Genomic DNA, 22,672 nt, shown 5'->3' on the forward strand with positions numbered 1-22,672 from the left:
TCCTGAGACAGTTCGTATCAGGATGTGGACATATGAGTGAGACCGGGGCGCGCGCACCGAGCCGCTGGCTGATGCTCGGCGTCTCGATGCTCGGTCAGGTCGCCGCCACGATCTACGTCAACGGCGCCCCGTTCCTCATCCCCTACCTGCACCTTGAGCGCGGGCTGAGCCTGCCCGAGGCCGGCGTCATCGCGGCTGCGCCGTTCGTGGGGGTCATGGCCACCCTCGTCCTGTGGGGGCTGGTGGTCGACCGGATCGGGGAACGCGCCAGCATGGCGGCGGGCCTGGCGATCGTCACCGTGGGCGCGACGGGGGCCGCGTTCAGCTCGTCTCTGGTCGCGCTCGGCGCCTGGTTCGTCCTCGGTGGCATCGGTGCGGGCAGTACCAACTCCGCGAGCGGGCGCATCGTGGTCGGCTGGTTCCCGGCCCACCGCCGTGGTCTCGCGATGGGCATCAGGCAGACCGCCCTGCCGCTCGGCGTCGGCGCCGCCGCCCTGCTGGTGCCCAACACGGTCTCCACGGAGGGGCTCCGCGCGACCCTGCTCGTCACGGCGGCGATCTGTGCCGCGGCGACCGCACTCGCGGCCCTGCTGATCGTCGACCCGCCCCGGCCCAGCCGCGAGCAGGCCGCCGACAGCGGACAGCTCGTCAACCCGTACCGCCGCGACCACCGCCTCACCCGCATCCACCTGGCCTCGGCCCTGCTCGTGATCCCGCAGTTCACGGTCTGGACCTACATGCTGGTCTGGCTGATCGACGAGAAGGGCTGGTCGACGTTCGCCGCGAGTGCGCTGGTCGCCGCGACCCAGCTGCTCGGCGCGGCCGGCCGGATCGGCGCGGGCTGGTGGTCCGACCGAGTCGGCAGCCGGCTGGGCCCGATGCGCGTGGTCGCGATCGCCGCGGCGGCGACGATGCTGGCCCTGGGCCTGCTGTCCGGGACCCCCCTCGGCATCGCGCTGATCGTCATCGCGACGGCCGTGACGGTCGCCGACAACGGCTTGGCGTTCACGTCCGTGGCCGAGATCGGCGGTCCGTACTGGTCCGGACGGGCCATGGGCCTGCAGAACACCGGCCAGTACGTCGTCTCGGCCGCAGTGCCCCCGCTGATCGGCGCGCTCATCTCCGGGCACGGCTACGCGGTCGCGTTCGCAGTCGTCGCGCTCGCCCCGCTCCTCGCGATCCCCCTCGTCCCAGTCCGAGGCGAACGCCTCTCAGCGACCGACTGACCCAGCCCGCGCCTCGCGAGGACTCAGGCCGTACGCGTCGCGGAAGGCGCCGTTGAACGTGCTGACCGACCCGAATCCCGAGGCGTGCGCGATGTCGGCCACGCTCCGATGCACCTCGGCCGGGTCGTCGAGCCGTGCCCGGGCGCGGGCCAACCGGGTCGAGCGGATCATCTCGGACGGAGTCGTACCCGCGGCCTGGGCGACTGACTGGACCTGCCGCAGGGACCAGCCGAGCCGACGCGCCAGCGAGGACGGCGTCAGGGTCGGGTCGTCGGACTGAGCGCGCACCAGCGCGACAGCGGCCTGCGCCAGCTCGGGCCATCGCTCAGTCGCGTCGTCGGCCAGGCACTGGGCCAGGAGCCGCGCCAGCGCGGCCGTCACCTCGCGGAAGTCCGTCTCCGACAGCTGTCGCCGCTCGGCCGACAACTGTGTCGTCATCGAGGCGACCACGGCACCCATCCCCGAGCGCAGGTCCAGCACCCGCGGCTCCCGCGGGATGATCGCCCGCGGCCACATCGACTCGGGGACGCTCACGACCCACGCTCGCGCCCCCGCCCCGTGTGAGAGCGCGAAGGCCGACGTCATCGACACCGCGACGGCGCCGCCGGGCCCGACCCGCACCTCGCCGTCGGGGCGTGTCACCCGAAGCTCCCCCGTGCGCGGAACGAGCACCCGCAGGCTGCGGTCGTCGTCCGTCCGGGCCGCGCGGGCCCGTCGCTCGTACGTGATCGCATCGGAGCTGAACTCCACGAGCTGCAGCTCGCCCGAGCGCTGGACGACTGTTTCGCCCCAGAACCCGGAAGGCCGCTCGAAGACGAAGTCGAGGCCCCCGTGATTGAACCGCACGTGCTCGCGCCAGAGGTCGGGACGATCCGACGCCTCGACATCGGACGTGTCGAGGTGCGACACCTCGTAGTCCGTGCCGACCACCACACCGCCTCCGCACCGCGCCATGGGCACCGCGCACGGGGCATCGTGCGCGTCACCGTCAGCTCGCTGCGCGTTCCCGGAAGACCCTCGCAGCCGAACGCCTGGATGCTGGACCTTATCGTGTCGCTCGTCACATCGGGCGGCAAAGATCCGAGGAGACACACATGCAGACGGTCCAGGTCAACGGCGCAGAGCTCGCCTACACGGACTCCGGCCCCACCGACGGCGTCCCGGTCCTGCTCAGCCATTCACTGTTCTTCGATCACTCGATGTTCGACGACCTGCGCGACAAGCTCGTCGAGGCCGGACACCGGGTCGTCGCGTACGACCACCGCGGCCAGGGAGCCAGCTCGCCCGGCACGCGTGACGAGCTCGCGGTGGACGCCCTGACCGACGACGCCGCCGCGCTGATTCGCGCACTCGACCTCGCCCCGGTCCACGCCGTCGGGAACTCCCTCGGCGGCTTCGTCGCGCTGCGCCTCGCAGCACGCCACCCTGACCTCCTGCTGTCCGCTGCCGCGCTCGGCTCGTCCGCGGAGGAGGAGCACCAGCTCGAGGCGTTCGCCCCCCTCGTCGACCTGCTCTGCGAGGTCGGCGGCGCCGAGCACGTCGACACCTTGCTCCACATCATGTTCGGGGACACCAGCCTCGCCGAGCAGACCCCCGCGGTCGAGCACTGGCGAACGTCCATGGCCGCACTCGGCCCCAGCATCGGTGACGCCGCGTGGCAGGTCATCCACCGTGGCCGGATCGTGGAGGAGCTGGCCGATTGCCGCGTACCCGTCCTGGCGATAGCGGGCAGCGAGGACCACGCCTATCCGCCGCCCATCTCGGACATCAACATCGCCGAGGCGGCTGCCGGGTCGTACCGGACCGTGTCCGCGGCGGGCCACTCCGTCGCGCTCGAGCAGCCTGACATCGTCGCGAGTCACCTGCTCGAGCACTTCGCCGCAGCTCCCGTACGCTGAACGCCCCTCTGGTCCGGCGTGTGTGACACACCACATGCACCGGACCTTTGGCATGCCTTAGTCGGCGATGGCAAGGCCCACCGGATACTGTCAGCCCTACTGTCACGGTCCGTGTCGTCAGGGAATTGAGGCCTTCATGCAGATCGTCGCGATCGTTGTGTCGCTCGTTGTCACCGCGGTGGCGCTGCCACTGATCATCAAGGCGGTGCGCGACATGCTGAAGGTCGTCCGCACCGGGCGCCCGCTCGTCGGGCGGCGCGATCGCCCCGGCAAGCGCACCGCCAACATGCTCGTCGAGACGTTCGGTCACACCCGGATGTTCCAGAAGCGGGCCGTCGCCGTGGCGCACTGGTTCGTGTACGCGGCGTTCATCTTCCTCAGCACGGCAGTGCTCCAGGGCTACTTCCAGCTGTTCAACCCTGACTTCGCGTGGCCCATCATCGGCCACTGGTACCCGTACGAGTGGGCCGCCGAGGCGCTCGGACTGCTGAGCACGATCGGCATCCTCTACCTGATCTTCGTGCGTCAGCGGAACCACCCGCGCTCGCTCGGCCGCAAGAGCCGCTTCTTCGGCTCGACGTTCTGGCAGGCGTACTTCGTCGAGGCCATGGCGATGCTCGAGGGCGCGGCGATCCTGTTCATCCGCGGCGCGGAGTACAAGCTCATCGAGCTGCACCACGGCGGCGAGAACGGCGGACGGGCCCACTTCCCGATCAGCTCGTACGTCGGCGACGCCCTCTACCCCGACTCCGAGCAGGGCCTGAAGAACGTCATCTTCTTCGTCGCGATGTTCAAGATCACGCTCGCGATGGTCTGGCTGATGGTCATCGCCCGCAACCTCACGATGGGCGTGGCCTGGCACCGCTTCACCGCGTGGCCGAACATCTGGTTCAAGCGCAAGGCCGACGGCGGCACGTCCCTCGGCGGACTGCCCCCGATCTACATCAACGACAAGCCCCTCGACCTCGAGGCCATGGAGGATCTCGAGGAGGAGGACTTCGAGAAGCTCGGTGTCGGCAAGCTCGAGGACTTCTCGTGGAAGGGCATCCTCGACTTCACGACCTGCACCGAGTGCGGACGCTGCCAGGAGCAGTGCCCCGCCTGGGCCACCGAGAAGCCGCTGTCGCCCAAGCTGCTGGTCCTGGGCCTGCGCGAGCACGCGTACGCCAAGGCGCCCCTCCTCTCGCTGTCCGAGGAGGAGCAGGGCAAGCTCAGCGACGAGCAGAAGCGTGAGCTCGAGCGTCCCCTCATCGGTGACGAGTCGGTCTACGGCGTCATCGACCCCGACGTCCTGTGGTCGTGCACCAACTGCGGCGCCTGCGTGCAGCAGTGCCCCGTCGACATCGAGCACGTCGACCACATCGACGACATGCGCCGCTTCCAGGTGCTGGTGGAGTCCAACTTCCCGGCCGAGCTCAACAACATCTTCAAGGGCCTGGAGCGCAAGGGGAACCCGTGGGGCATGAACCCCAAGGGCCGTATGGACTGGGCCAAGGACCTCGACTTCGAGGTCAAGCAGGTCGGCGTGGAGGTCGAGGACCTCGACGAGGTCGACTGGCTGTTCTGGGTCGGCTGCGCCGGAGCGTTCGAGGACCGGGCCAAGAAGACGACCCAGGCGGTCGCCGAGCTGCTCGACATGGCGGGCGTCTCGTTCGCAGTGCTGGGCGACGGCGAGACCTGCAGCGGTGACCCGGCCCGTCGCGCCGGCAACGAGATCGTCTTCCAGCAGCTCGCGATGCAGAACGCCGAGGTGTTCAAGGAGACCAAGGTCAAGAAGGTCGTCTCGACCTGCGCGCACTGCTTCAACACGCTGAAGAACGAGTACAAGGAGTTCGGCGTCGAGCTCGAGGTCGTCCACCACACGCAGCTGCTCAACCGCCTCGTGCGCGAGGGCAAGCTCAAGCCGCTGCCGCCCGTGGAGGGCGAGGAGCAGAAGAAGATCACGTACCACGACCCGTGCTTCCTGGGTCGTCACAACCAGGTCTACGAGGCACCTCGCGAGCTGCTCAACGTCATCCCCGGCGCCGAGTTCACCGAGATGCCCCGCAACTCCGAGAAGTCCTTCTGCTGCGGCGCCGGTGGTGCCCGCATGTGGATGGAGGAGACGATCGGCTCGCGCATCAACGTCAACCGCACCGAGGAGGCCATCGCCACCGGCGCTGACCAGATCGCTGTGGGTTGCCCGTTCTGCCGCGTGATGCTGTCGGACGGCCTGACGCTCAAGCAGTCCGAGGGCGCAGCCCGCGAGGAGGTCGAGATCCTCGACGTCGCGCAGATGCTGCTGGCGGGCGTCAAGCGCGCCCCGGCTCCCGAGCCGACCGAGGACGAGACGAAGTCGGTCGTCGACGAGGCGGAGGCTGCGACCGCGGCCGCCGCCACGGGTGGCGACGGCCCCTCGGACGAGGACGTCGCCAAGGCGACCGAGGCCGAGCCGAACGCCGAGGACCGGGCCGACGACTCGCTCAGCGAGACCGCCGAGGTCGGTGCCGCGGCCAGGGCGACCGAGGACGGCGACCCGGGCGACAAGGGCACGACGGACGTCGACGAGCTGCAGGAGCCGGCCGACTCCGACGCTGCCACGGATCAGCAGTTCGCTGCCGATCACAACGTCAAGCTCGATGAGCAGGGCGGGGGGCACGCCGACGAGTCCGCAGCGCCGACCGAGCCCCGCAACGCCGATGCCCGCGACATCCAGACGTCCGACGCGTCCAAGGACGAGCCGGAGTCCACGAAAGCGGAGCCCGCGGAGCCGCAGGCCGAGGTCGACACCGAGCCGGCGTCCGCGAAGGAAGAGGCGGCCTGGGCCAACGTCGGTCCGGTCAACACCGACCTGACCCCCTCGGACGACGCCCCCGCGGCCACCACCGAGGCCGAGCCCACCCCGGAGGAGCCGGCCCCCGCGCCGGAGCCCACCGAGGAGACCGAGCCCGTCCAAGAGGACGCCCGCGAGGAGGAGGCCGAGACGGTCACCGACCAGGCCGACACCGAGACGGACGACCGCGACGCATCGGAGAAGGAGAAGGCTGCCTGGGCCAACGTCGGCCCGGTCAACACCGACCTGACCCCCTCGGACGACGCCCCCGCGGCCACCACCGAGGCCGAGCCCACCCCGGAGGAGCCGGCCCCCGCGCCGGAGCCCACCGAGGAGACCGAGCCCGTCCAAGAGGACGCCCGCGAGGAGGAGGCCGAGACGGTCACCGACCAGGCCGACACCGAGACGGACGACCGCGACGCATCGGAGAAGGAGAAGGCTGCCTGGGCCAACGTCGGCCCGGTCAACACCGACCTGACCCCCTCGGACGACGCCCCCGCGGCCACCACCGAGGCGGAGCCCACCCCGGAGGAGCCGGCCCCCGCGCCGGGACCGACCGAGGAGACCGAGCCCGTCGAGGAGGACGCCCGCGAGGAGGAGGCCGAGACGCTCTCGGACGAGGCGGCGCAGCCCGCGCCGACCTCGCAGGTCGAGGCTCCGTCCGAGGTGACCCCGGTCGAGGACGGCGAGAACACCGCCGACCCCGTCTCCGAGGACGTCGCCGAGCTCAGTGAGGCCAACCCCAGCGGGAAGGACCTGACCGAGACCGCGACGCAGCTCAGCCTGGACTATCACGAGGACGAGCCGGGCGACGACACCAAGTCCTAGCCCGCAGGACGACACAGAAGAAGGGACGCACCCCTGGTGCGTCCCTTCTCCTTTTTTCCCCGGGCGCGGGTCCGGGAAGATGCGAGAAGTCCGACCGGGAGGGAGCCACGGGTCGGACTTCTGCTGATCGGGGGATCAGCGTCGCAATCGGGCGGGAGGGAGTGTTCCCGATTCGACAGGTACAACGAGGCAGCCGCGCGGACGTCACGGGCTGCCGAAGATTTTTTTGTGCCGGTGCACGGGTACGGGATGATCGTCGCGTGAGCCCTTCGCGTTGTCCTTGCCTGAGCGGCCTGACGTACGACGACTGCTGTGGCCGGCTGCACGCCGGCACCGCGACCGCCCAGACTGCCGAGCAGCTGATGCGGTCACGGTTCAGCGCCTTCGCGGTCGGCGATCCTGCCTACCTGCTCTCGACCTGGCACCGGAGCACCCGTCCGGCCAGGCTCGAGCTCGACCAGGATCGCCGCTGGTACCGGCTCGACATCCTGGCGACGCGCGGGGGCGGGCCGTTCGAGACGACCGGTGTGGTCGAGTTCGAGGCCTTCTACCGCGCCCCGACCGGCAACGGCAGCCAGCACGAGGTCAGTCGGTTCGTCCGCGAGTCCGGCACGTGGTTCTACGTCGACGCGTGACCACCCGGGGCGGCGTCAGGCGTCTCGCGTGCGCAGCAGCCACCAGGCCAGGGCGCAGAGGGCGGCGACCTCGCCCATGAGGACGCCGAAGCCGGTCCACGCACCCAGGGCTTCGGGGTTGAACGAGACCGGCGCGACGAGCGAGGACGCCGCGTTGCCCGGCATGACCTTGGTGATGAAGTCACCCAGCTCGCCGGGGATGAGCATCACCATGTTGCCGATGACGAACACCGTCGCCAGCACGATCGAGATCGCCGCCGCGGTGTGTCGTACGAGGAAGCCCACGGCCATCGACAGCAGCCCCAGCGCTGCGAGGTACAGGCCGCTGCCGTACATCGCGCGGGCGACGTCCCCCTCGAGCGCCAGGCCGATGCCCTCGCGGTCGAGGAAGTAGTTGCCGCCGAGGTAGCCGAGCACCGCGGTCGCGGTGCCGACGACGAACAGGACGCCACAGACCACGATCGCCTTGGCCGCGAACACGGCCCCACGGTGGGGGACGGCCGCGAACGAGGTGCGGACCATGCCGGTGCCGTACTCGGACGTCACCGCGAGCGTGCCGACGATGACCGCGCACACCTGGGCGATCATCATGCCCCAGGTGATGAACGAGCCGGGCGACTCGTCGGCGTCCGAGCTCGCGAGCCAGCTGGCGTTGCCCCAGCAGATCAGGGTCGTGAGGCCGGCGCCGAGCACGATCAGCGCGGACATCGTCCACCACGTCGAGCGGACGGTCCACAGCTTGATCCACTCCGCACGCAGCGCGTGGCCGAATCCCGACCGCGGCGCATCCAGCTCGGCGCGGGTCTCCTCGAGGGTCTGTGAGCTCATCGTCGTACCGCCTTGATCTCCTCAGCGGCCTTGGCGTGGTACTCCACGCTGTCGGCCGTCAGTGCCATGAATGCGTCCTCGAGCGAGGAACGCACAAGGGTCAGCTCGTGCAGGAGCAGGCCGTGGCTGCCCACGAGCTCGCCGACCGCGGCTGCTTCGAGCCCTTGGACCCGCAGCTCGTCGTCGACCCGGTTGACCTCGAGGCCTCGGCCGACCAGGAGCGCCTCGACCTCGGTCGACCGCGCCGCCCGCACCCGGACGTACGAGGCCGCGTGATCGGCCATGAACTGCTGCATCGAGCAGTCCGCGAGGATCGTTCCCCGCCCGATGACGATGAGGTGGTCGGCCATGAGCGCCATCTCCGACATCAGGTGGCTGGAGACGAAGACCGTCCGCCCCTCGTCGGCGAGCTGGCGGGCCAGCTGCCGCACCCAGCGGATGCCCTCGGGGTCCAGTCCGTTGACCGGCTCGTCGAGGATCACGACCCCCGGATCGCCGATCAGCGCTGCTGCGATGCCGAGCCGCTGGCCCATGCCGAGCGAGAAACGTCCCGCCCGCTGACCGGCGACGGTGTCGAGCCCGACCTGCTCCAGCACCTCGCCCACCCGGGTGGTGGGGATGCCGTTGCTGGCAGCCAGCCATCGCAGGTGGTCGCGGGCGGATCGTCCCGGGTGGATCGCGTGCGCCTCCAGCAGCGCCCCGACCTCGCGAAGCGGTGCCGGGGAGGTGGCGTAGCGGTGGCCGTTGACGCTCACCGACCCCTTGGTGGGGGTGTCGAGACCGAGCGCCATGCGCATCGTCGTGGACTTGCCGGCCCCGTTCGGTCCGAGGAAGCCGGTGACCCGGCCGGGGGCGACGGTGAAGTCGATGCCGTCGACGGCGATCTTGTCGCCGTACGTCTTGGTGAGTCCCTGGGCGCGGATCATGCCGACCACCGCCCGGTGCGGCCCGTGGCCGTCTGCTGTGAAGTCATGCCTTCACCCTCACGCCGCAGGACGTGGTGCGGCATCGGGGAACGACCCCTGACACCCCCTGAACCCACCCCTAGTGGGATGCGGTCGCAGCCCCGGGCCCTGCTGCCCGGCCCCGTCGCGGTCGCGCCGGTAGCGTGAACCCATGAGCGACGACACCCCCGGAAGCCCTGCCTGGCGAGCCGCCTCCCGCAACGACCTGCTCGCGTTCGCGCGCAGGTCGGTCCGTCCCGAGGGCGGATTCATCTGGCTCGACGACACCGGCCAGCCGGACCGTGACAAGGGCCTGGAGCTGTGGATCAACGCCCGCATGACGTACGTCTTCTCCCTCGCCCACCTCGCGGGCGAGAGCGACGCCCTGCCGCTCGCGGAGCACGGCGTCGCCGCCCTGTCCACGCTGTTCCACGACGACACCTTCGGCGGCTGGTACGACGAGATCGGCTTCGACGGCACGCCGGTCGACACCGCCAAGCGCTGCTACGGCCACGCATTCGTCCTGCTGGCCGCCGCGACGGCCGCCGCGGCAGGGGCCGAGGGCGCCCAGGCGCTGCTCGCCGAAGCCGGCGAGGTGCACGCGCACCGGTTCTGGGAGCCGACCGCGGGCCGTTGCCTCGAGCAGCTGTCCGAGGACTGGTCCGTGGCCGACGCCTACCGGGGCGCCAACAGCAACATGCACACGGTCGAGGCGTACCTCGTCGCCGGCGACGTGACCGGCGATCCGCAGTGGCACGATCGGGCGCTCGCGATCTGCGAGCGCATCATCGGCATCCACGCCCGATCGCACGAGTGGCGCATCCCGGAGCACTACGACGAGGACTGGACGCCGGTGCCGGAGTTCAACCACGAGATCGTCGCCGACCCGTTCCGTCCGTACGGCGCGACGCCCGGGCACGCCTTCGAGTGGTCCCGGCTCCTCGTGCAGCTCGCCGCGGCCATGGCCGACCCGAAGCCGTGGATGATCGAGGCCGCCGAGGCGCTGTTCGCGCAGGCCGTCCAGGACACCACCGAGGACGACACCCCCGGCCTCGCGTACACCACCAACTGGCACGGCGAGCCCGTCGTGCGTGAGCGGTTCCACTGGGTCATCGCGGAGGCCGTGCTGGCGGCCGAGGCGCTCCACGCCTCGAGCGGCAAGGCTTTGTACGCGGGCCTCGCGAGTCGCTGGTGGTCCGAGATCGACGACTACTTCGTGGACCCCGCCACCGGGTCGTGGCACCACGAGCTCGCCCCGTCGATGGCAGTCTCCGCCCGGACGTGGCGCGGCAAGCCCGACGCGTACCACGCGTTCAACGCGCTCACCCTGCCCGATCTGCCCCTCGCGCCGAGCGCCGCGCTCACGATCGGCCGCGAGCAGTGACGGTCCTGGTGATCGGCGAGGCGCTCGTGGACGTCGTGCAGCGCGAGGGCGGGGACCCCGAGCCCCACGCGGGCGGGTCCCCCTTCAACGTCGCAGTCGGCCTGGCCCGGTTGGACGTCCCGACGCTGCTCGCCGCACAGGTCGGCGACGACGCGTACGGCGACCTGCTGCGCGAGCACCTCTACGACTCCGAGGTCGGGCTCGAGCGCCTCGACCCGGTCCCGACGAGGACCTCCTCGGCGGTCGCGACGCTGGCCGAGGACGGCAGCGCGAGCTATGACTTCGACCTGACCTGGGACCCCGCCGCACTCCCCGACGCCGCAGACTTCGAGGCGGTCCACGTCGGCTCGCTGGGCACCGCGCTCGAGCCCGGCGCGGCGCTGGTCGCCGGGCTCGTGGTCAGCGCCGACGTGCTCGGCATCCCGGTGTCGTACGACCCGAACGTCCGCCTGAGCGTGGAGCCCGACGCCTCCGTCTGGCGCGGGGTGTTCGACACCATCGCGCCGCACGCGACGATCATCAAGATGAGCGACGAGGACGCCGCGACGCTCTTCCCGGGCGAGGAGCCCGTCGCCGTGGTGCGCCGGCTCGCCGCCGACCACGGCATCGTCGCGATGACGCGCGGCGCGGACGGGGCGGTCGTCGGCGCCGGGGACGTCCTCGTCGAGGTGCCGCCGGCCGAGGTGCGCCTCGTCGACACGATCGGTGCGGGCGACTCGTTCATGGCCGCGATGCTCTCGTGGTGCGCGACCTACGAGTGGCCGTCCGCCGACGAGCTGGACGCGACGGAGCTGCGCGACCTGGCGATGTACGCCTCCAGCGCCGCCGCGATCACCTGCTCCCGTCCCGGAGCCGATCCGCCGCGGACCCGCGACCTCACCCCCTGAGCACTCCGCCCGCCGGGCGGGCGCCACGGACCGCGACGCACTCCGCGGCGGCCTTCGCGCCGGCGGCCAGGGACGCCTCGGGGTCCCCGTCGCTCGTCCAGCGGCTGAGGAAGCCGGCGGCGAACGCGTCACCCGCGCCCACGGTGTCGACCGCGTCGGTCGCGAGAGCGGGGACCGTGTACGCGCCGAACGTCGCACCCTCGGCCCCGCGGGTCAGCACGATCCCGTCGCCCGTGAGCTGCAGGAACCGCTGCTCGTCGTCGTTGGGGAACACCAGGTCGGCGCCCTCGAGCCAGCCCAGGATCGTCTCGCGTCCGGCCTGCTCCAGGAATCCCAGCGAGCTGGGGTCGATGCTGACCCCGGCGCCGCGGCGGCGCGCCTCCTCGACGAGCCGCAGCGCCACCGGGCGCACGCCGTCGTCGAAGAACGAGTAGCCCGTCAGGTGCAGCCACGTCACGCCCTGCCACACCTCGGCGGGCACGTGCTCGTCGGTCAGGGTCGTGTTGGCGGCCCGGTCGACGTACATCGTGCGGTCGGCGGCGTCGTCCAGCGTCAGCACGATCGTCGCCGTCGGCAGGTCGGGATCGCCGCTGATCCGGGCGTCCACGCCGTACGCCTCGAGGGCCGCGACGTGCCGGGAGACGGCGTCCGCGCCGCACCGGCCCACGAAGCGGACGGGGGCGCCGAGGTGGCCGAGCCAGGCCGCGACGTTGGCCGCCGATCCCCCGGCCGTCATCCGGATCTCCGAGACGGTGTCGCTCGCCGCGTTGACCGAGCCGAGCGGGCGGACGCCGATGTCGTCGACGAGGTCACCGACGACGAGGATCACTTCGACCGACCGGCCCAGGACAGTGCGATCTCGCCCGCGACGCGGATGTTGTTCTCGGCGATCTTGAGGTTGACCGCGAGGCTGTCGCCGCCGGTCAGGTCGACGATCGTCTGCAGCAGGAACGGCGTGACCTCCTTGCCGCTGAGACCCTGCTCGTCGGCCATGCGCAGGGCGTCCGCGAGGGCCCGGTCGTGCACGGCCGGATCGAGCTGCTCGGCGATCGGCAGCGGATTGCCCACCATGACCGCAGCAGGCTGGCCGAGCGCGTCCCTGGCGGCCATGACGTCGGCGACCGCGGCCGCGTCCGGGACGGACCAGTCGAGCTCGTGGCCGGAGTCGGTCAGCCAGAAGCTCGGGAACCTGTCCGTCCCGTAGCCGAGCACGATGACCCCGAGGGACTCCAGGCGCTCGAGCGTCGCCGGGATGTCGAGGATCGACTTCACCCCCGCCGCCACGACCGTGATCGGCACCTCGGAGAGGACCTTGAGGTCGGCGGACTCGTCGAACGTCTCCGACGCGCCGCGGTGCACGCCCCCGAGGCCGCCGGTCGCGAAGACGCGGATGCCCGCGAGGTTCGCGATGTACGAGGTCGCGGCGACGGTCGTGGCGCCGCTGCCGCCCCGCGCCAGCGAGATCGGCAGGTCGCGGACGCTCAGCTTGGGGACGTCCTCATTGGCGACCCGGACGAGCTCGTCGTCGGTCAGACCGGCCTTGAGCTCACCGTCGAGCACCGCGACGGTCGCCGGGACGACGCCCATGTCGGTGAGGATCTGCTCGAAACGACGCGCCGCCGCCAGGTTGTCCGGGCGGGGCAGACCGTGCGAGATGATCGTCGACTCCAGGGCGACGACGGGCCAGCCCTCGTCGAGAGCGGACTGGACGGCGGGCGAGATGCTCAGGGGGATCGTCACGCCGGGAGCCTATCGATGAGTCAGGCTGTTTGTGACGGCGGCCACCCTCCGAGCGGGGCGTCAGGCCCTCAGATCTCGGTGCGGTGGAAGTTCGCGTGCGAGCGGGATGCGGTCGGGCCGCGCTGGCCCTGGTAGCGCGAGCCGTACTTGGCCGAGCCGTAGGGGTTCTCGGCCGGCGACGTCAGGCGGAAGTAGCAGACCTGGCCGATCTTCATGCCCGGGTAGAGCTTGATCGGCAGCGTCGCGACGTTGGCGAGCTCGAGCGTCACGTGCCCGGAAAATCCCGGGTCGATGAAGCCGGCCGTCGAGTGCGTCATGAGGCCGAGACGCCCGAGGGACGACTTGCCCTCGAGACGAGCGGCGATGTCGTCGGGCAGGGTCACCAGCTCGTACGTCGACCCGAGCACGAACTCGCCGGGGTGCAGGATGAACGCCTCGTCGCCCTGGACCTCGATCTCGCGGGTCAGGTCGGACTGGTCCGCTGCCGGGTCGATGTGGGGGTACTTGTGGTTGTCGAACACGCGGAAGAACTTGTCGAGCCGCACGTCGATGCTCGACGGCTGGATCATGCCGGGGTCGAACGGGTCGAGCGCGACGCGTCCGGCATCGATCTCGGCAAGGATGTCGCGGTCGGAGAGAAGCACGTGTAGAAACTACACGCACCGCGGCGCTACGGTCGTCGCATGGCCCGGCTCCTGCACTCCTCGAACGTCACGCTCGACGGTTACATCACCGATCGCAAGGGCAGCTTCGACTGGGGCGTGCCGAGCGCCGAGCTCCACCAGTTCTTCAACGACCTGTTCCGGCCGGTCGGCACGCACCTGTACGGACGCCGTCTCTACGAGACCATGGCCGTCTGGGAGACGATGGGCGACGACGATCCCGTGACGCGCGACTTCGCCGAGATCTGGCGGGCGGCGGACAAGGTCGTGTACTCCCGGTCGCTCGAGCACCCGAGCACCCCGCGCACCCGCATCGAGAGCGACTTCCACGCGGGCGCGGTCCGGTCGCTCGTGGACGCGGCCGAGCGTGACGTGCTCATCGGCGGCGCCGAGCTCGCCGGGCAGGCGCTCGCCGCGGGGATCGTCGACGACCTGCACACCTTCGTGTCCCCGGTCGTCGTCGGCGGCGGCGCCCGGTCGCTGCCGGACGACGTTCGGATCGATCTCCAGCTCGTCGACGAGCACCGCTTCGACAACGGTGTCGTGCACCTGCACCACCGCGTCGTGCGGTGACCCGGTTCGAGATCCGGGAGGACGACCTCAGCGGCCCTGAGGTCGTGGCCCTGCTGGAGCAGCACCTGGCGGAGATGGCTTCGCACACCCCGGCCGAGAGCGTCCACGCGCTGCCGATCGACCGCCTCTCGGGCCCCGACGTCACCTTCTGGAGCGTCTGGTCCGGCGGTCGCCTCGCGGGCTGCGGCGCCCTCAAGGAGCTCGACCCCACGCACGCCGAGATCAAGTCGATGCGCGTCACCGATGAGTTCCGGCGCCAGGGGGTGGGCGAGGTCGTGCTGCTGCACCTGCTCGACGTCGCCAGGCGCCGTGGGTACGCCCGGGTGAGCCTCGAGACCGGCAGCAACCCGCCGTTCGAGGCGGCACGGAGGCTGTACGCCCGGCACGGGTTCGTCGAGTGCGAGCCGTTCGCCGACTACGTGCCGGACCCCTGGAGCGTGTTCATGACGCTCCAGCTCCGGTAGCGACCGAGCGGGATCGACGGCGCCGGAGCCCGTCTCCCACGACGTACGCGATGAGCACCCCCGTCATGACGAGCCATGTGAGGACGTACGGAAGGCCGAGGACCGTGTCGTTGCCGGGCTTGCCGCCCTGCCCGCTGAGGGTCGGGAAGAACGCGACCGTCAACGTGCCCCACACGATGAACGCGATCGCCGCAGGACGTCGGAACGGCCCGGGCAGCAGCCGGTGGCCAGCCCATCCCACGAGGACGGCGATCGGGGCGAGCACCGCATCGTGCAGCACGACCGCGCCCACGGCCCAGAACGCCTCGGACGTCAGCTGCTCGCGGGTGAGGTCCCGCATCTGCCACAGCCCCCACAGCGCGAGTCCCGCGCCCAGTGCGCCGAGCAGCACCCGCGCGGCCCTCATGCCTGCACCTCCAGGCGGTTGAGCCACTTGGTCTGGAACACGCCGGGCCGGTTGGGCGCGATCAGGCGGCACGGGTAGCCGTGCTCGATGTCGAGCGTCTCGCCGTTGAGCTGAAGCGCGAGCAACGTGCGGGGGTCCGCCACGACGTTGCCGACCACGCGGGAGGAGCCGAACGCCCCCTTGGTCTGCAGCGACCGCACGACGACGTCGGTCCGGGGGCCGGCGCCCGCCAGCGCGATGACGTCCCGCAGCGGGACGCCCGTCCAGACGGCGCTGCGGCTCCACCCCTCGACGCACGCGATCGGCAGCCGGTGAGTCCGTTGCGGCATCGCGAGCAGGTCGTCGCGGGTCAGCCGCACCGTGCGGTCCGCGCCCGTCACCTCGAGCACCCAGTCAGGGTCGAGCGCGGACGTGGACGTGCCCGCGCTGCGCGCCGTGCGGTTGATCGGCAGGTCCTGCGGGCCGTCGCCCGGACGCACCGAGAACACCGAGATCCTGCGCAGCCACGGCACGGCCTGGCCTGCCGTCAGGACGACGGCGAGGCCCGATGCGAGGAACGCTCCTCGCAGCACGTCCCTGCGGGTCGGTGCATCGACGTCCACCGGGGTGCGCTCCGGCGACGCCGGCTCGACCGGCTCGCCCCACGCCTCTCGGATCACCGGTAGCTTGACCGCGACGTGCACCAGCACCGATCCGATCGCGACCCAAGCCATGGCGCCGTGCGTCTGCCGGAAGCTGAACTCCCACGGGTACCAGCCGATGATGTTGAGCGTCCCGCTGACGAGCATGAACAGGGCCGAGCCCATCAGCACGGCGATCGACCCGCGCTCCAGCAGGGTCAGGATCCGGGCGCGGGCTCCCCGGGGCGGACGGGCGAACAGCCGGGGGAAGACCGACCACAGCTTGACCAGCAGGAGCGGGATCGCAGCCGTCCCCGAGATCACGTGGATGCCCTGGGTCCAGCGGTAGAGCTGGGTGGGTCGCGGGCTCAGGGTCAGCCAGCCGGGCGTGGAGTACTGCCAGTGGCTCCACATCCCGGTCAGGAAGCAGATCACGAAGCACACGCCGACCGCCGTGCCGACACGAGCGGAGACCTGTGGGCCGCGGGCACGGCTGGGGAAGTCGTCGGGACGCGGCAGCCGCTTCTCGATGTCGGTGACGGTCGGCAGTCTCACGGACTGATGGGGATCATCGTGGCGGTGTGGCGACCGCCCACCGAGCTCGTGCCGATCACCCGCATGCCGCCCTCCGCCGCGACGGCCTCGATCGCGTCGAGCCCCACCACCGCCCAGTCGAACGCCACCGAGAGCCGCCCCTCGACGAGCAGCTGGCGCTCCTCGCGCACCAGGCCTGCACCGTGCTCGGCGACCTCCGCGATCACGACACCGTCGGGCGACAGCACCTCCCGCAGGCGAGCCAGGAGCCGCGACGGATCGCCGCCGATGCCCAGGTTGCCGTCGGCCAGCAGGGCGTACTTCCACTCCCCCTCGTCGGGGATCTCCAGGAAGATGTCACCGAGGAGCGCGTCAGCGCCGCGGAACCTGGTCTGGCGCACCGCCTCGATCGACACGTCGATGCCCATGGCCGGCACGTCCCGGCGGGCGATCTCACCGACGAGCCGGCCCGGCCCACACCCCACGTCGAGGGTCGCGCCGTCGCACGGGTCGATGAACAGCGCGTGGTCGATCCAGTCCGGATCGGAGGACCAGACGCCGACCTCGAAGGGCTCATGTCCTCCGCTGTCGCCGACGACCTGCGTCGCCTTGCCGGAAAAGGCCGCGTCGTAGGCACTGGTGGGGTCGAAGGCCAGGCTCATGCGCGCGACGACTCCACCTGCGCGACGGCGTCGGCGAGGCGCGAGATGGGCACCTCACGGGCAATCTCGACCGCGTCGTCCCAGGTGTCCATGTCGCGGACGGTCCGCAGCCGGATCCAGTCCCCGCCGAGCGCCTGCTGGGTCAGCTCGAGGGTGTCGTCCTGCGACATCGGCACGTCGACCAGGGCGCGCGCGGCGGCCGGGTCCGGCAGGCCGAGGAGCCACCAGCCGCCGTCCTCGGCGGGGCCGATGACCCGACCGCCGAGCTCGACCGTGCGTCCGGCGTCGAGGTAGTCAGCGACGGTCAGCTGCGGCGTGTCCATGCCCACCTGCACGACCCCGAAGCCGTTGTCGGCGTCGGCGTGGGCGTGGGCGAGGCGCTCGGCGAACGAGTCGCCCCGCTGCGGGACGACCGTCGCGGCGGCGAGGGCGGCGGTGACCTCGTCGTGCGCGGACGCGGCGGCGAGGTCACCGGTCATCGCGACGACCAGCGGCCAGCCGACCGCCGAGGCGGTCGTGAGGGTGTCGAGCAGCGCGGCTGCGGCGACCGCCGCCGCGGCCTCGTCCCCGATGGTCTCGGCGATGCGGGTCTTGGCCTCTCCCGCGACCGGCGCCTTCGCCACGACCAGGAGGGTGGGGGCGCTCATCGGAGCACCTTCGCGAAGTCCTGCACGACCCGGGCCGTGCCCCTCACCGACCCGGAGACCTTGGACCGGGTGCCGGCAGCCCGCCGGCCGTACGAGACGTCGACCTCCTGCACGGTCCACCCGGCGCGGGCCGCCCGCAGCATGAGCTCGAGCGGGTAGCCGAAGCGGCGGTCCTCGACGTCGAGCGCGAGCAGGTCGTCGCGGCGGCACACCCTCATGGGGGCGAGGTCATGGATGGGGAACGCGCTGCGGCGCCGGATCCACGTCGCGAGAACGTGGGTGCCGAGACGGGCGTGCCACGGCCAGACCCCCCGGCCGACGGGGCGCCGGCGGCCGACCGACATCGTGACGGCCCCCGAGCGTACGGCGTCGAGCATCGGCACGAGCTCGGTCAGCTGCATCGACGCGTCACCGTCGATCACGGCCACGAACTCCGCCCGGGCGGCGAGCACGCCTGCGTGCACCGCAGCGCCGTAGCCGGCACGTGACTCCTGCACGACGCGTGCGCCGAGCCCGCGAGCGACGTCCGCAGTCCCGTCCACCGAGCCGTTGTCGACGACGATGACCCCCCAGCCCTCGGGGACGCTTCGCAGGACGTCGGGCAGCGCAGCTGCCTCGTCCCGGCAGGGGATGACGACGTCGCAAGTGCTCATGGCCATGATTCGAACCTAAGGCGCCCGCGGATGGGCCGCACTTCGCCGACGGGCCGTCCGTGGTGGGGCGCCCTACGCTGTGGACCGTGCCTCGGACGTCAGCCTCTGCCCGCGCGGCCGTGCTGTCAGCCCTCGTGGGCCTGCTGGTGGTGGCGGCCTCGATGATCGTCCCGAAGCTGCTCGACGAGGACGTGCGCGTGCACTGGCCACCCCTCCATGCCGACTGGGATCCCCGCATCGGACTCCTCACGCTGCCCGCCGTCGTGATCGGCCTCGGACTCGTGCTGGTCGTGCCGCGCCTGGCCCGCTCCGCCCCGTGGGGCGCAGTGCTCGCGACGGGGTTCGGTGGGTCGTGGTTGTGGACCGTGGCGCTGGCGATGACCGAGGGCACCGACGGGCTGTCCCGCGTCTTCGAGCGGCGCCAGGAGTACGTGTACGACGCGCAGTCGGTCGGCTCGATCCACACGATGCTGCAGACGTTCGTCGACCGGATCCCCTATTCGTCCCCCGAGAACTGGCACGTCCACGTGGCCGGCCACCCGCCCGGCGCCCTGCTCTACTTCGTGGGTCTCGACCGCCTGGGGATCACCGACCCGTTCTGGATCGGCGTGGTGTGCGTGACGGTCGCGAGCACCGCCGCCGTGGCCGTGCTGGTGACGCTTCGGACCCTCGGCACCGAGCGACTCGCGCGGTCCGCGCTGCCGTGGCTGGTGCTGGCGCCCAGCGCCGTGTGGATGGGCGTCACGGGCGACGCAGTGTTCACGGCCGTCGCCGCCTGGGGGCTCGCCCTGCTCGCGATCGCGGCCGTCCACCGCCGGGTGCTGCCGGCAATCGGCGCGGGACTCCTGCTCGGCGCCTGCGTCTACCTGTCGTACGGACTGGTGCTGCTGGCGATCCTCGCCGTCGCGGTGCTGCTGATCGCCCGGAACTGGCGCCCGCTGCCCTGGGCCCTCGGCGGGGCCGCGCTCGTCGCCGCCCTGTTCACGCTCGGCGGTTTCGCGTGGTGGGAGGCGTACCCGGTCCTGCGGCAGCGCTACTACGACGGCATCGCGTCCGAGCGGTCGTACGCCTATTGGGTGTGGGCCGACATCGCCGCGTGGACGTTCACGGGCGGACTCGCGGTCTGGGCCGCGTTCCCGCGCGCCGCCCGGCTCGTGCGGACGAACGTCATGGCCCAGCTCGCCGCGGCCGCGCTGCTGACGATCGCGGTCGCCTGCCTGTCCGGCATGAGCAAGGCCGAGGTCGAGCGCATCTTCTTGCCGTTCACGATCTGGGTCGTCGCGCTCCCGGCGCTGCTGCCCGAGCGGTGGCACCGCCCGCTGCTGCTGTCGCAGGTCGTCCTCGCCCTCTGCGTGCAACAGCTTCTGCTGACAAGGTGGTGACCATGGCCCTCGGCGATCGCCCCCACGTGCTCGTGGTGCTGCACGCCGCGGACCTGCGGGACGACCTTCGCCGCCACCTCGAGATCGAGGACTACGACGTGAGCGTCGCGGTCGCCGGACCGGAGGGGCTCGCTGCCGCGCGCGAGCTCGAGCCCGATCTCGTGGTGCTGGAGTCCGCGCTGGCGGGCATCGACGGCGTGCAGATCTGCGAGCACCTGCGGGTCGACGACGCCTCGCGGGTGCCGATCATGCTGCTCACGCCCGATGTCGGCGACGAGCGGTTCTCCCGCCTCACGAGCGGCGCGGACGACTACGTGGCGACGCCGATCGGCGCCGCGGAGCTGGCCCGCCGCATCGGCTCGGTCCTGCGACGCAGCCTGGTCTCGTCGGGCCCTCGTCCGGTCGCGGGCCTGCTCACGGACGGAGATCTCGCGCTCAACCCGGTCACCCGCACCGCGATGCGCGACGGCATCGAGCTCCCCCTCACACCACGGGAGTTCGACCTGCTCCACTTCTTCGTCCGTCACCCCGGCCGGGCGTTCCGCCGGGACGACCTGCTGCGGCAGGTGTGGGGCTGGGAGTACGCCGACGACTCGACGGTCGCGGTCCACGTCGAGCGGGTGCGCAACAACGTCGAGGAGGTCCCGGCCGAGCCGCTGCGACTCGTCTCGGTCGAAGGTGTCGGCTATCGCTGGGACCCCACGCCCGACGGCGCCTAGGCACCCCGGGCCCGGCTGCTCGCCTAGCGCGTCCTCAGCGGATCGGTCGCCAACGCGGCCAGGCCGTCCTGCGCCACGATCTCGGCCTCGAAGCCCAGTCCGCGGCGTGCAGCGTCCGGCGAGGCGACCACGTGACGGACGTCGAAACGGCGGTAGTCGCCGGTCAGGACCGGGGGTGCGCCGCCCGCTGCGGCCGACAGGGTCTCGGCCATCTGCCCGATCGTGAACGTGCGCCCGGAGGCGACGTTGTAGGGGGTCAGACCGACCGGGTGGCCGGCCACCTGCTCGATCGCGAGGACGTTGGCCCGGGCGACGTCGCGGACGTGGACGAAGTCGCGGACCTGCTGCCCGTCCTCGAACACCCGCGGCGCCTCCCCCCGTGCGATCGCGGACCGGAAGATCGCGGCGACCCCCGCGTAGGGGGTGTCCGCAGGCATGCCCGGGCCGTACACGTTGTGATAGCGCAGCGCGATCGCGCGCGTCCCCTCGAGCGTGCACCACGCGGAGGCGTAGTGCTCCTGCGCGACCTTGGACGCCGCATAGCTCGTGCGCGGCAGGAACGGGGTGTCCTCGTCGATCTGGCGCCAGGCGATCTCGCCGCCGCAGACCGGGCACCGCGGGTCGTACCGCCCCGCGGCGAGGTCGTCGTCCTGGCGGACGGCCGGCGGGACGTCCCCGTCGACCGGGCACGTGTAGCGGCCGTCGCCGTAGACGACCATCGAGGAGGCGAGCACGAGGTCGCCCACGCCCGCGCGCGCCATCGCGGCGAGCAGTCGGGCGGTGCCGGCGTCGTTGTGCTCGGCGTAGTCGGGCAGGTCCTGCGCGTCCACCCCGTTGCCGACCATCGCGGCCTGGTGGCACACGACGTCGATCCCGTCGAGGATCTCGTCGAGCTCGTCGCTTCGGAGGTCGAGCTGCGCGTAGCCGTCCGGGCGGGCTCCCGGTCCGTGCGCCTTCTCCAGGAACATGTCGAGCGGGACCACGTCGTGGCCGCGCTCGCGGGCGACCTCACCGATGTGCGTGCCGATGAACCCAGCGGCCCCCGTCAGCAGGATCCTCACGGCAACGTCACCGGCAGGTCCATCCCGTCCACCGCGTGCGAGCATCCGCAGTCACGCTCGCCGAGGCCGGCGACGACCCCGCCGAGCACCTTCTTCAACGTGCCGGTGTGCTCCGCGAAGACCTCGAAGACCGCGTCCATGCTCACCGAGGACGCCTGGTCCACCCCCGCGTCGTAATCGGTCACCAGTGCCACCGGGGCGTAGCAAAGGGCCAGCTCACGAGCGAGGACCGCCTCGGGATGACCGGTCATGTTGATCACGGCCCAGCCCTGGTCGCCGTACCACTTGGACTCCGCGCGGGTGGAGAACCGGGGCCCCTCGACGACGACCATCACCCCGCCGTCGACCGGCTCCTGGTCGGCCAGGCCGGCGACCAGGTGCTCGCGCAGCCGCGGGCAGTACGGATCGGAGAACGACACGTGGCACGCGCCGGAGTCGAAGAACGTCTGGACGCGTCCGGACGTGCGGTCGACCAGCTGATCGGGCACGAGGAACGTCCCCGGCCCGTACTCGACCTGCAGCCCACCGACGGCGCACGGAGCCAGCACCTGCCGGACGCCGATGCTGCGCAGTGCCCACATGTTCGCGCGGTACGGCACGGTGTGGGCCGGGAACTCGTGGTGGGAGCCGTGCCGGGGCAGGAACGCCACCGAGCGCCCCTCGACCGTGCCGATCGAGAGGGGGGCGGACGGCTTGCCGTACGGCGTCTCGATCTCCACCTCGCGCGGGTTGTCCAGGAACGTGTAGAAGCCGGAGCCGCCGATCACGGCGACGTCGGGGCGAGGCATCTCGGTCATGGTTCCGAGCATGGCAGGACGAGGCCGGATCAGCAGTTCGGGGCGAGGCGCTTCATGGCTGCGTCACCTCGTGGATATGGTGGACCCGACGCCGCGAGGCGTCGCGCCGATGTAGCTCAGTGGTAGAGCGCTTGCTTCCCAAGCAAGATATGCGGGTTCGATTCCCGTCATCGGCTCTCAGCCCCCGGCGCGAAGCGCCCCCTCGCGAGAGCCGATCCGCGAATCGAGTGGGCCCCTCCCCGCGGCGAAGCCGCCACCAAGGGATCCCGTCATCGGCTCTCAGCTGCGGCGGAGCCGGGACGCGACGATG

The 22,672-nt window shown here is 71.5% G+C and carries 23 protein-coding genes and 1 tRNA gene; 11 read left to right on the forward strand and 13 right to left on the reverse strand.

Annotated elements, in window-relative coordinates:
• Positions 1 to 32 precede the first annotated feature (32 nt).
• Positions 33 to 1,226 carry an MFS transporter gene (locus GEV26_RS16805; protein WP_153654706.1) on the forward strand — a complete coding sequence of 398 codons (1,194 nt, stop codon included), beginning with the start codon at positions 33 to 35 and terminating at the stop codon, positions 1,224 to 1,226.
• On the opposite strand, the gene GEV26_RS16810 is transcribed toward GEV26_RS16805, so the two are convergent.
• The gene (locus tag GEV26_RS16810) at positions 1,212 to 2,156 is read right to left on the reverse strand and encodes a helix-turn-helix transcriptional regulator (protein WP_208430987.1); all 945 of its coding nucleotides are present in this window, start codon (positions 2,154 to 2,156) and stop codon (positions 1,212 to 1,214) included. The genes GEV26_RS16805 and GEV26_RS16810 overlap by 15 nt on opposite strands.
• A 164-nt stretch (positions 2,157 to 2,320) precedes the next feature.
• On the opposite strand from GEV26_RS16810, the gene GEV26_RS16815 reads away from it, so the two are divergent.
• The 3 genes from GEV26_RS16815 (at position 2,321) to GEV26_RS16825 (ending at position 7,399) form a co-directional block, all read left to right on the forward strand.
• Positions 2,321 to 3,124 carry an alpha/beta fold hydrolase gene (locus GEV26_RS16815; RefSeq protein ID WP_153654708.1) on the forward strand — a complete coding sequence of 268 codons (804 nt, stop codon included), beginning with the start codon at positions 2,321 to 2,323 and terminating at the stop codon, positions 3,122 to 3,124.
• A 136-nt stretch (positions 3,125 to 3,260) separates the two neighbouring features.
• A complete protein-coding gene (locus tag GEV26_RS16820) occupies positions 3,261 to 6,764 on the forward strand; it encodes a heterodisulfide reductase-related iron-sulfur binding cluster (RefSeq protein WP_153654709.1) in 3,504 nt (1,167 codons plus the stop codon).
• A gap of 260 nt (positions 6,765 to 7,024) precedes the next feature.
• A complete protein-coding gene (locus GEV26_RS16825; RefSeq protein ID WP_153654710.1) occupies positions 7,025 to 7,399 on the forward strand; it encodes a YchJ family protein in 375 nt (124 codons plus the stop codon).
• Between the two features lie 15 nt (positions 7,400 to 7,414).
• On the opposite strand, the gene GEV26_RS16830 is transcribed toward GEV26_RS16825, so the two are convergent.
• Positions 7,415 to 8,227, reverse strand: a complete 813-nt coding sequence (locus GEV26_RS16830) for an ABC-2 transporter permease (protein ID WP_153654711.1) — start codon at positions 8,225 to 8,227, stop codon at positions 7,415 to 7,417.
• A complete protein-coding gene (locus GEV26_RS16835) occupies positions 8,224 to 9,153 on the reverse strand; it encodes an ABC transporter ATP-binding protein (RefSeq protein ID WP_153654712.1) in 930 nt (309 codons plus the stop codon). Before GEV26_RS16835 ends, GEV26_RS16830 begins: the two co-directional genes overlap by 4 nt.
• A gap of 190 nt (positions 9,154 to 9,343) precedes the next feature.
• On the opposite strand from GEV26_RS16835, the gene GEV26_RS16840 reads away from it, so the two are divergent.
• The gene (locus tag GEV26_RS16840) at positions 9,344 to 10,555 is read left to right on the forward strand and encodes an AGE family epimerase/isomerase (RefSeq protein WP_153654713.1); all 1,212 of its coding nucleotides are present in this window, start codon (positions 9,344 to 9,346) and stop codon (positions 10,553 to 10,555) included.
• A complete protein-coding gene (locus tag GEV26_RS16845; RefSeq protein WP_153909844.1) occupies positions 10,552 to 11,442 on the forward strand; it encodes a carbohydrate kinase family protein in 891 nt (296 codons plus the stop codon). The genes GEV26_RS16840 and GEV26_RS16845 overlap by 4 nt, the downstream gene beginning before the upstream one ends.
• Here the strand turns inward: GEV26_RS16845 and GEV26_RS16850 are convergent.
• The 3 genes from GEV26_RS16850 to dcd form a co-directional block, all read right to left on the reverse strand.
• The gene (locus GEV26_RS16850; protein ID WP_194839903.1) at positions 11,432 to 12,271 is read right to left on the reverse strand and encodes a carbohydrate kinase family protein; all 840 of its coding nucleotides are present in this window, start codon (positions 12,269 to 12,271) and stop codon (positions 11,432 to 11,434) included. The two genes, GEV26_RS16845 and GEV26_RS16850, sit on opposite strands and share 11 nt — an antisense overlap.
• Positions 12,268 to 13,182 carry a pseudouridine-5'-phosphate glycosidase gene (locus GEV26_RS16855; RefSeq protein ID WP_243838806.1) on the reverse strand — a complete coding sequence of 305 codons (915 nt, stop codon included), beginning with the start codon at positions 13,180 to 13,182 and terminating at the stop codon, positions 12,268 to 12,270. The genes GEV26_RS16850 and GEV26_RS16855 overlap by 4 nt, the downstream gene beginning before the upstream one ends.
• Before the next feature lie 68 nt (positions 13,183 to 13,250).
• Entirely contained in the window at positions 13,251 to 13,826 is a 576-nt protein-coding gene (dcd, locus tag GEV26_RS16860; RefSeq protein ID WP_153654716.1) for a dCTP deaminase, read from the reverse strand.
• A 39-nt stretch (positions 13,827 to 13,865) separates the two neighbouring features.
• On the opposite strand from dcd, the gene GEV26_RS16865 reads away from it, so the two are divergent.
• Both GEV26_RS16865 and GEV26_RS16870 read left to right on the forward strand, forming a co-directional pair.
• On the forward strand, positions 13,866 to 14,417 hold the full coding sequence (locus GEV26_RS16865) for a dihydrofolate reductase family protein (protein WP_153654717.1): 552 nt from the start codon (positions 13,866 to 13,868) through the stop codon (positions 14,415 to 14,417).
• Positions 14,414 to 14,881 carry a GNAT family N-acetyltransferase gene (locus GEV26_RS16870; protein WP_243838807.1) on the forward strand — a complete coding sequence of 156 codons (468 nt, stop codon included), beginning with the start codon at positions 14,414 to 14,416 and terminating at the stop codon, positions 14,879 to 14,881. Before GEV26_RS16865 ends, GEV26_RS16870 begins: the two co-directional genes overlap by 4 nt.
• Here GEV26_RS16870 and GEV26_RS16875 read toward each other — a convergent pair.
• From GEV26_RS16875 to GEV26_RS16895, 5 genes are read right to left on the reverse strand one after another with little or no spacing between them, the layout of a single operon-like run.
• Entirely contained in the window at positions 14,859 to 15,287 is a 429-nt protein-coding gene (locus GEV26_RS16875; RefSeq protein ID WP_153654718.1) for a hypothetical protein, read from the reverse strand. The genes GEV26_RS16870 and GEV26_RS16875 overlap by 23 nt on opposite strands.
• Complete coding sequence (locus tag GEV26_RS16880; protein WP_208430988.1) at positions 15,284 to 16,462, reverse strand: molybdopterin-dependent oxidoreductase; 1,179 nt, start codon at positions 16,460 to 16,462, stop codon at positions 15,284 to 15,286. The genes GEV26_RS16875 and GEV26_RS16880 overlap by 4 nt, the downstream gene beginning before the upstream one ends.
• Entirely contained in the window at positions 16,459 to 17,103 is a 645-nt protein-coding gene (locus tag GEV26_RS16885; protein WP_153654719.1) for a class I SAM-dependent methyltransferase, read from the reverse strand. Before GEV26_RS16885 ends, GEV26_RS16880 begins: the two co-directional genes overlap by 4 nt.
• Entirely contained in the window at positions 17,100 to 17,750 is a 651-nt protein-coding gene (locus GEV26_RS16890) for a TIGR04282 family arsenosugar biosynthesis glycosyltransferase (RefSeq protein WP_153654720.1), read from the reverse strand. Before GEV26_RS16890 ends, GEV26_RS16885 begins: the two co-directional genes overlap by 4 nt.
• Positions 17,747 to 18,409 carry a glycosyltransferase family 2 protein gene (locus GEV26_RS16895; RefSeq protein ID WP_153654721.1) on the reverse strand — a complete coding sequence of 221 codons (663 nt, stop codon included), beginning with the start codon at positions 18,407 to 18,409 and terminating at the stop codon, positions 17,747 to 17,749. The genes GEV26_RS16890 and GEV26_RS16895 overlap by 4 nt, the downstream gene beginning before the upstream one ends.
• An 80-nt stretch (positions 18,410 to 18,489) precedes the next feature.
• Between GEV26_RS16895 and GEV26_RS16900 the strand changes: the two genes are divergently transcribed.
• Together GEV26_RS16900 and GEV26_RS16905 are read left to right on the forward strand one after the other, a co-directional pair.
• On the forward strand, positions 18,490 to 19,785 hold the full coding sequence (locus GEV26_RS16900; protein WP_243838809.1) for a hypothetical protein: 1,296 nt from the start codon (positions 18,490 to 18,492) through the stop codon (positions 19,783 to 19,785).
• 2 nt (positions 19,786 to 19,787) lie between these two features.
• The gene (locus tag GEV26_RS16905) at positions 19,788 to 20,504 is read left to right on the forward strand and encodes a response regulator transcription factor (RefSeq protein WP_153654722.1); all 717 of its coding nucleotides are present in this window, start codon (positions 19,788 to 19,790) and stop codon (positions 20,502 to 20,504) included.
• Between the two features lie 23 nt (positions 20,505 to 20,527).
• Here GEV26_RS16905 and GEV26_RS16910 read toward each other — a convergent pair whose 3' ends face one another.
• Positions 20,528 to 21,565, reverse strand: coding sequence for an NAD-dependent epimerase/dehydratase family protein (locus GEV26_RS16910; protein ID WP_153654723.1), 1,038 nt, complete (start codon positions 21,563 to 21,565; stop codon positions 20,528 to 20,530).
• Positions 21,562 to 22,362 (reverse strand): S-methyl-5'-thioadenosine phosphorylase, encoded by an 801-nt coding sequence (locus tag GEV26_RS16915; RefSeq protein ID WP_153654724.1) that lies wholly within the window; start codon positions 22,360 to 22,362, stop codon positions 21,562 to 21,564. Before GEV26_RS16915 ends, GEV26_RS16910 begins: the two co-directional genes overlap by 4 nt.
• A gap of 105 nt (positions 22,363 to 22,467) precedes the next feature.
• Here GEV26_RS16915 and GEV26_RS16920 point away from each other — a divergent pair.
• Positions 22,468 to 22,538 (forward strand) — tRNA-Gly (locus GEV26_RS16920).
• Positions 22,539 to 22,672 lie beyond the last annotated feature (134 nt).

Source organism: Aeromicrobium yanjiei (assembly GCF_009649075.1).
Classification (GTDB): domain Bacteria; phylum Actinomycetota; class Actinomycetes; order Propionibacteriales; family Nocardioidaceae; genus Aeromicrobium; species Aeromicrobium yanjiei.

Excerpts from the sequence above, each read along its gene's own strand:
- GEV26_RS16805 (WP_153654706.1), top strand. The coding sequence starts at position 33 with ATGAGTGAGACCGGGGCGCGCGCACCGAGCCGCTGGCTGATGCTCGGC.
- GEV26_RS16815 (WP_153654708.1), top strand. The coding sequence starts at position 2,321 with ATGCAGACGGTCCAGGTCAACGGCGCAGAGCTCGCCTACACGGACTCC.
- GEV26_RS16875 (WP_153654718.1), bottom strand. The coding sequence starts at position 15,287 with ATGAGGGCCGCGCGGGTGCTGCTCGGCGCACTGGGCGCGGGACTCGCG.
- GEV26_RS16835 (WP_153654712.1), bottom strand. The coding sequence starts at position 9,153 with ATGATCCGCGCCCAGGGACTCACCAAGACGTACGGCGACAAGATCGCC.
- GEV26_RS16820 (WP_153654709.1), top strand. The coding sequence starts at position 3,261 with ATGCAGATCGTCGCGATCGTTGTGTCGCTCGTTGTCACCGCGGTGGCG.
- GEV26_RS16905 (WP_153654722.1), top strand. The coding sequence starts at position 19,788 with ATGGCCCTCGGCGATCGCCCCCACGTGCTCGTGGTGCTGCACGCCGCG.
- GEV26_RS16830 (WP_153654711.1), bottom strand. The coding sequence starts at position 8,227 with ATGAGCTCACAGACCCTCGAGGAGACCCGCGCCGAGCTGGATGCGCCG.
- GEV26_RS16915 (WP_153654724.1), bottom strand. The coding sequence starts at position 22,362 with ATGACCGAGATGCCTCGCCCCGACGTCGCCGTGATCGGCGGCTCCGGC.
- GEV26_RS16885 (WP_153654719.1), bottom strand. The coding sequence starts at position 17,103 with ATGAGCCTGGCCTTCGACCCCACCAGTGCCTACGACGCGGCCTTTTCC.
- GEV26_RS16895 (WP_153654721.1), bottom strand. The coding sequence starts at position 18,409 with ATGGCCATGAGCACTTGCGACGTCGTCATCCCCTGCCGGGACGAGGCA.
- GEV26_RS16865 (WP_153654717.1), top strand. The coding sequence starts at position 13,866 with ATGGCCCGGCTCCTGCACTCCTCGAACGTCACGCTCGACGGTTACATC.
- GEV26_RS16890 (WP_153654720.1), bottom strand. The coding sequence starts at position 17,750 with ATGAGCGCCCCCACCCTCCTGGTCGTGGCGAAGGCGCCGGTCGCGGGA.
- GEV26_RS16840 (WP_153654713.1), top strand. The coding sequence starts at position 9,344 with ATGAGCGACGACACCCCCGGAAGCCCTGCCTGGCGAGCCGCCTCCCGC.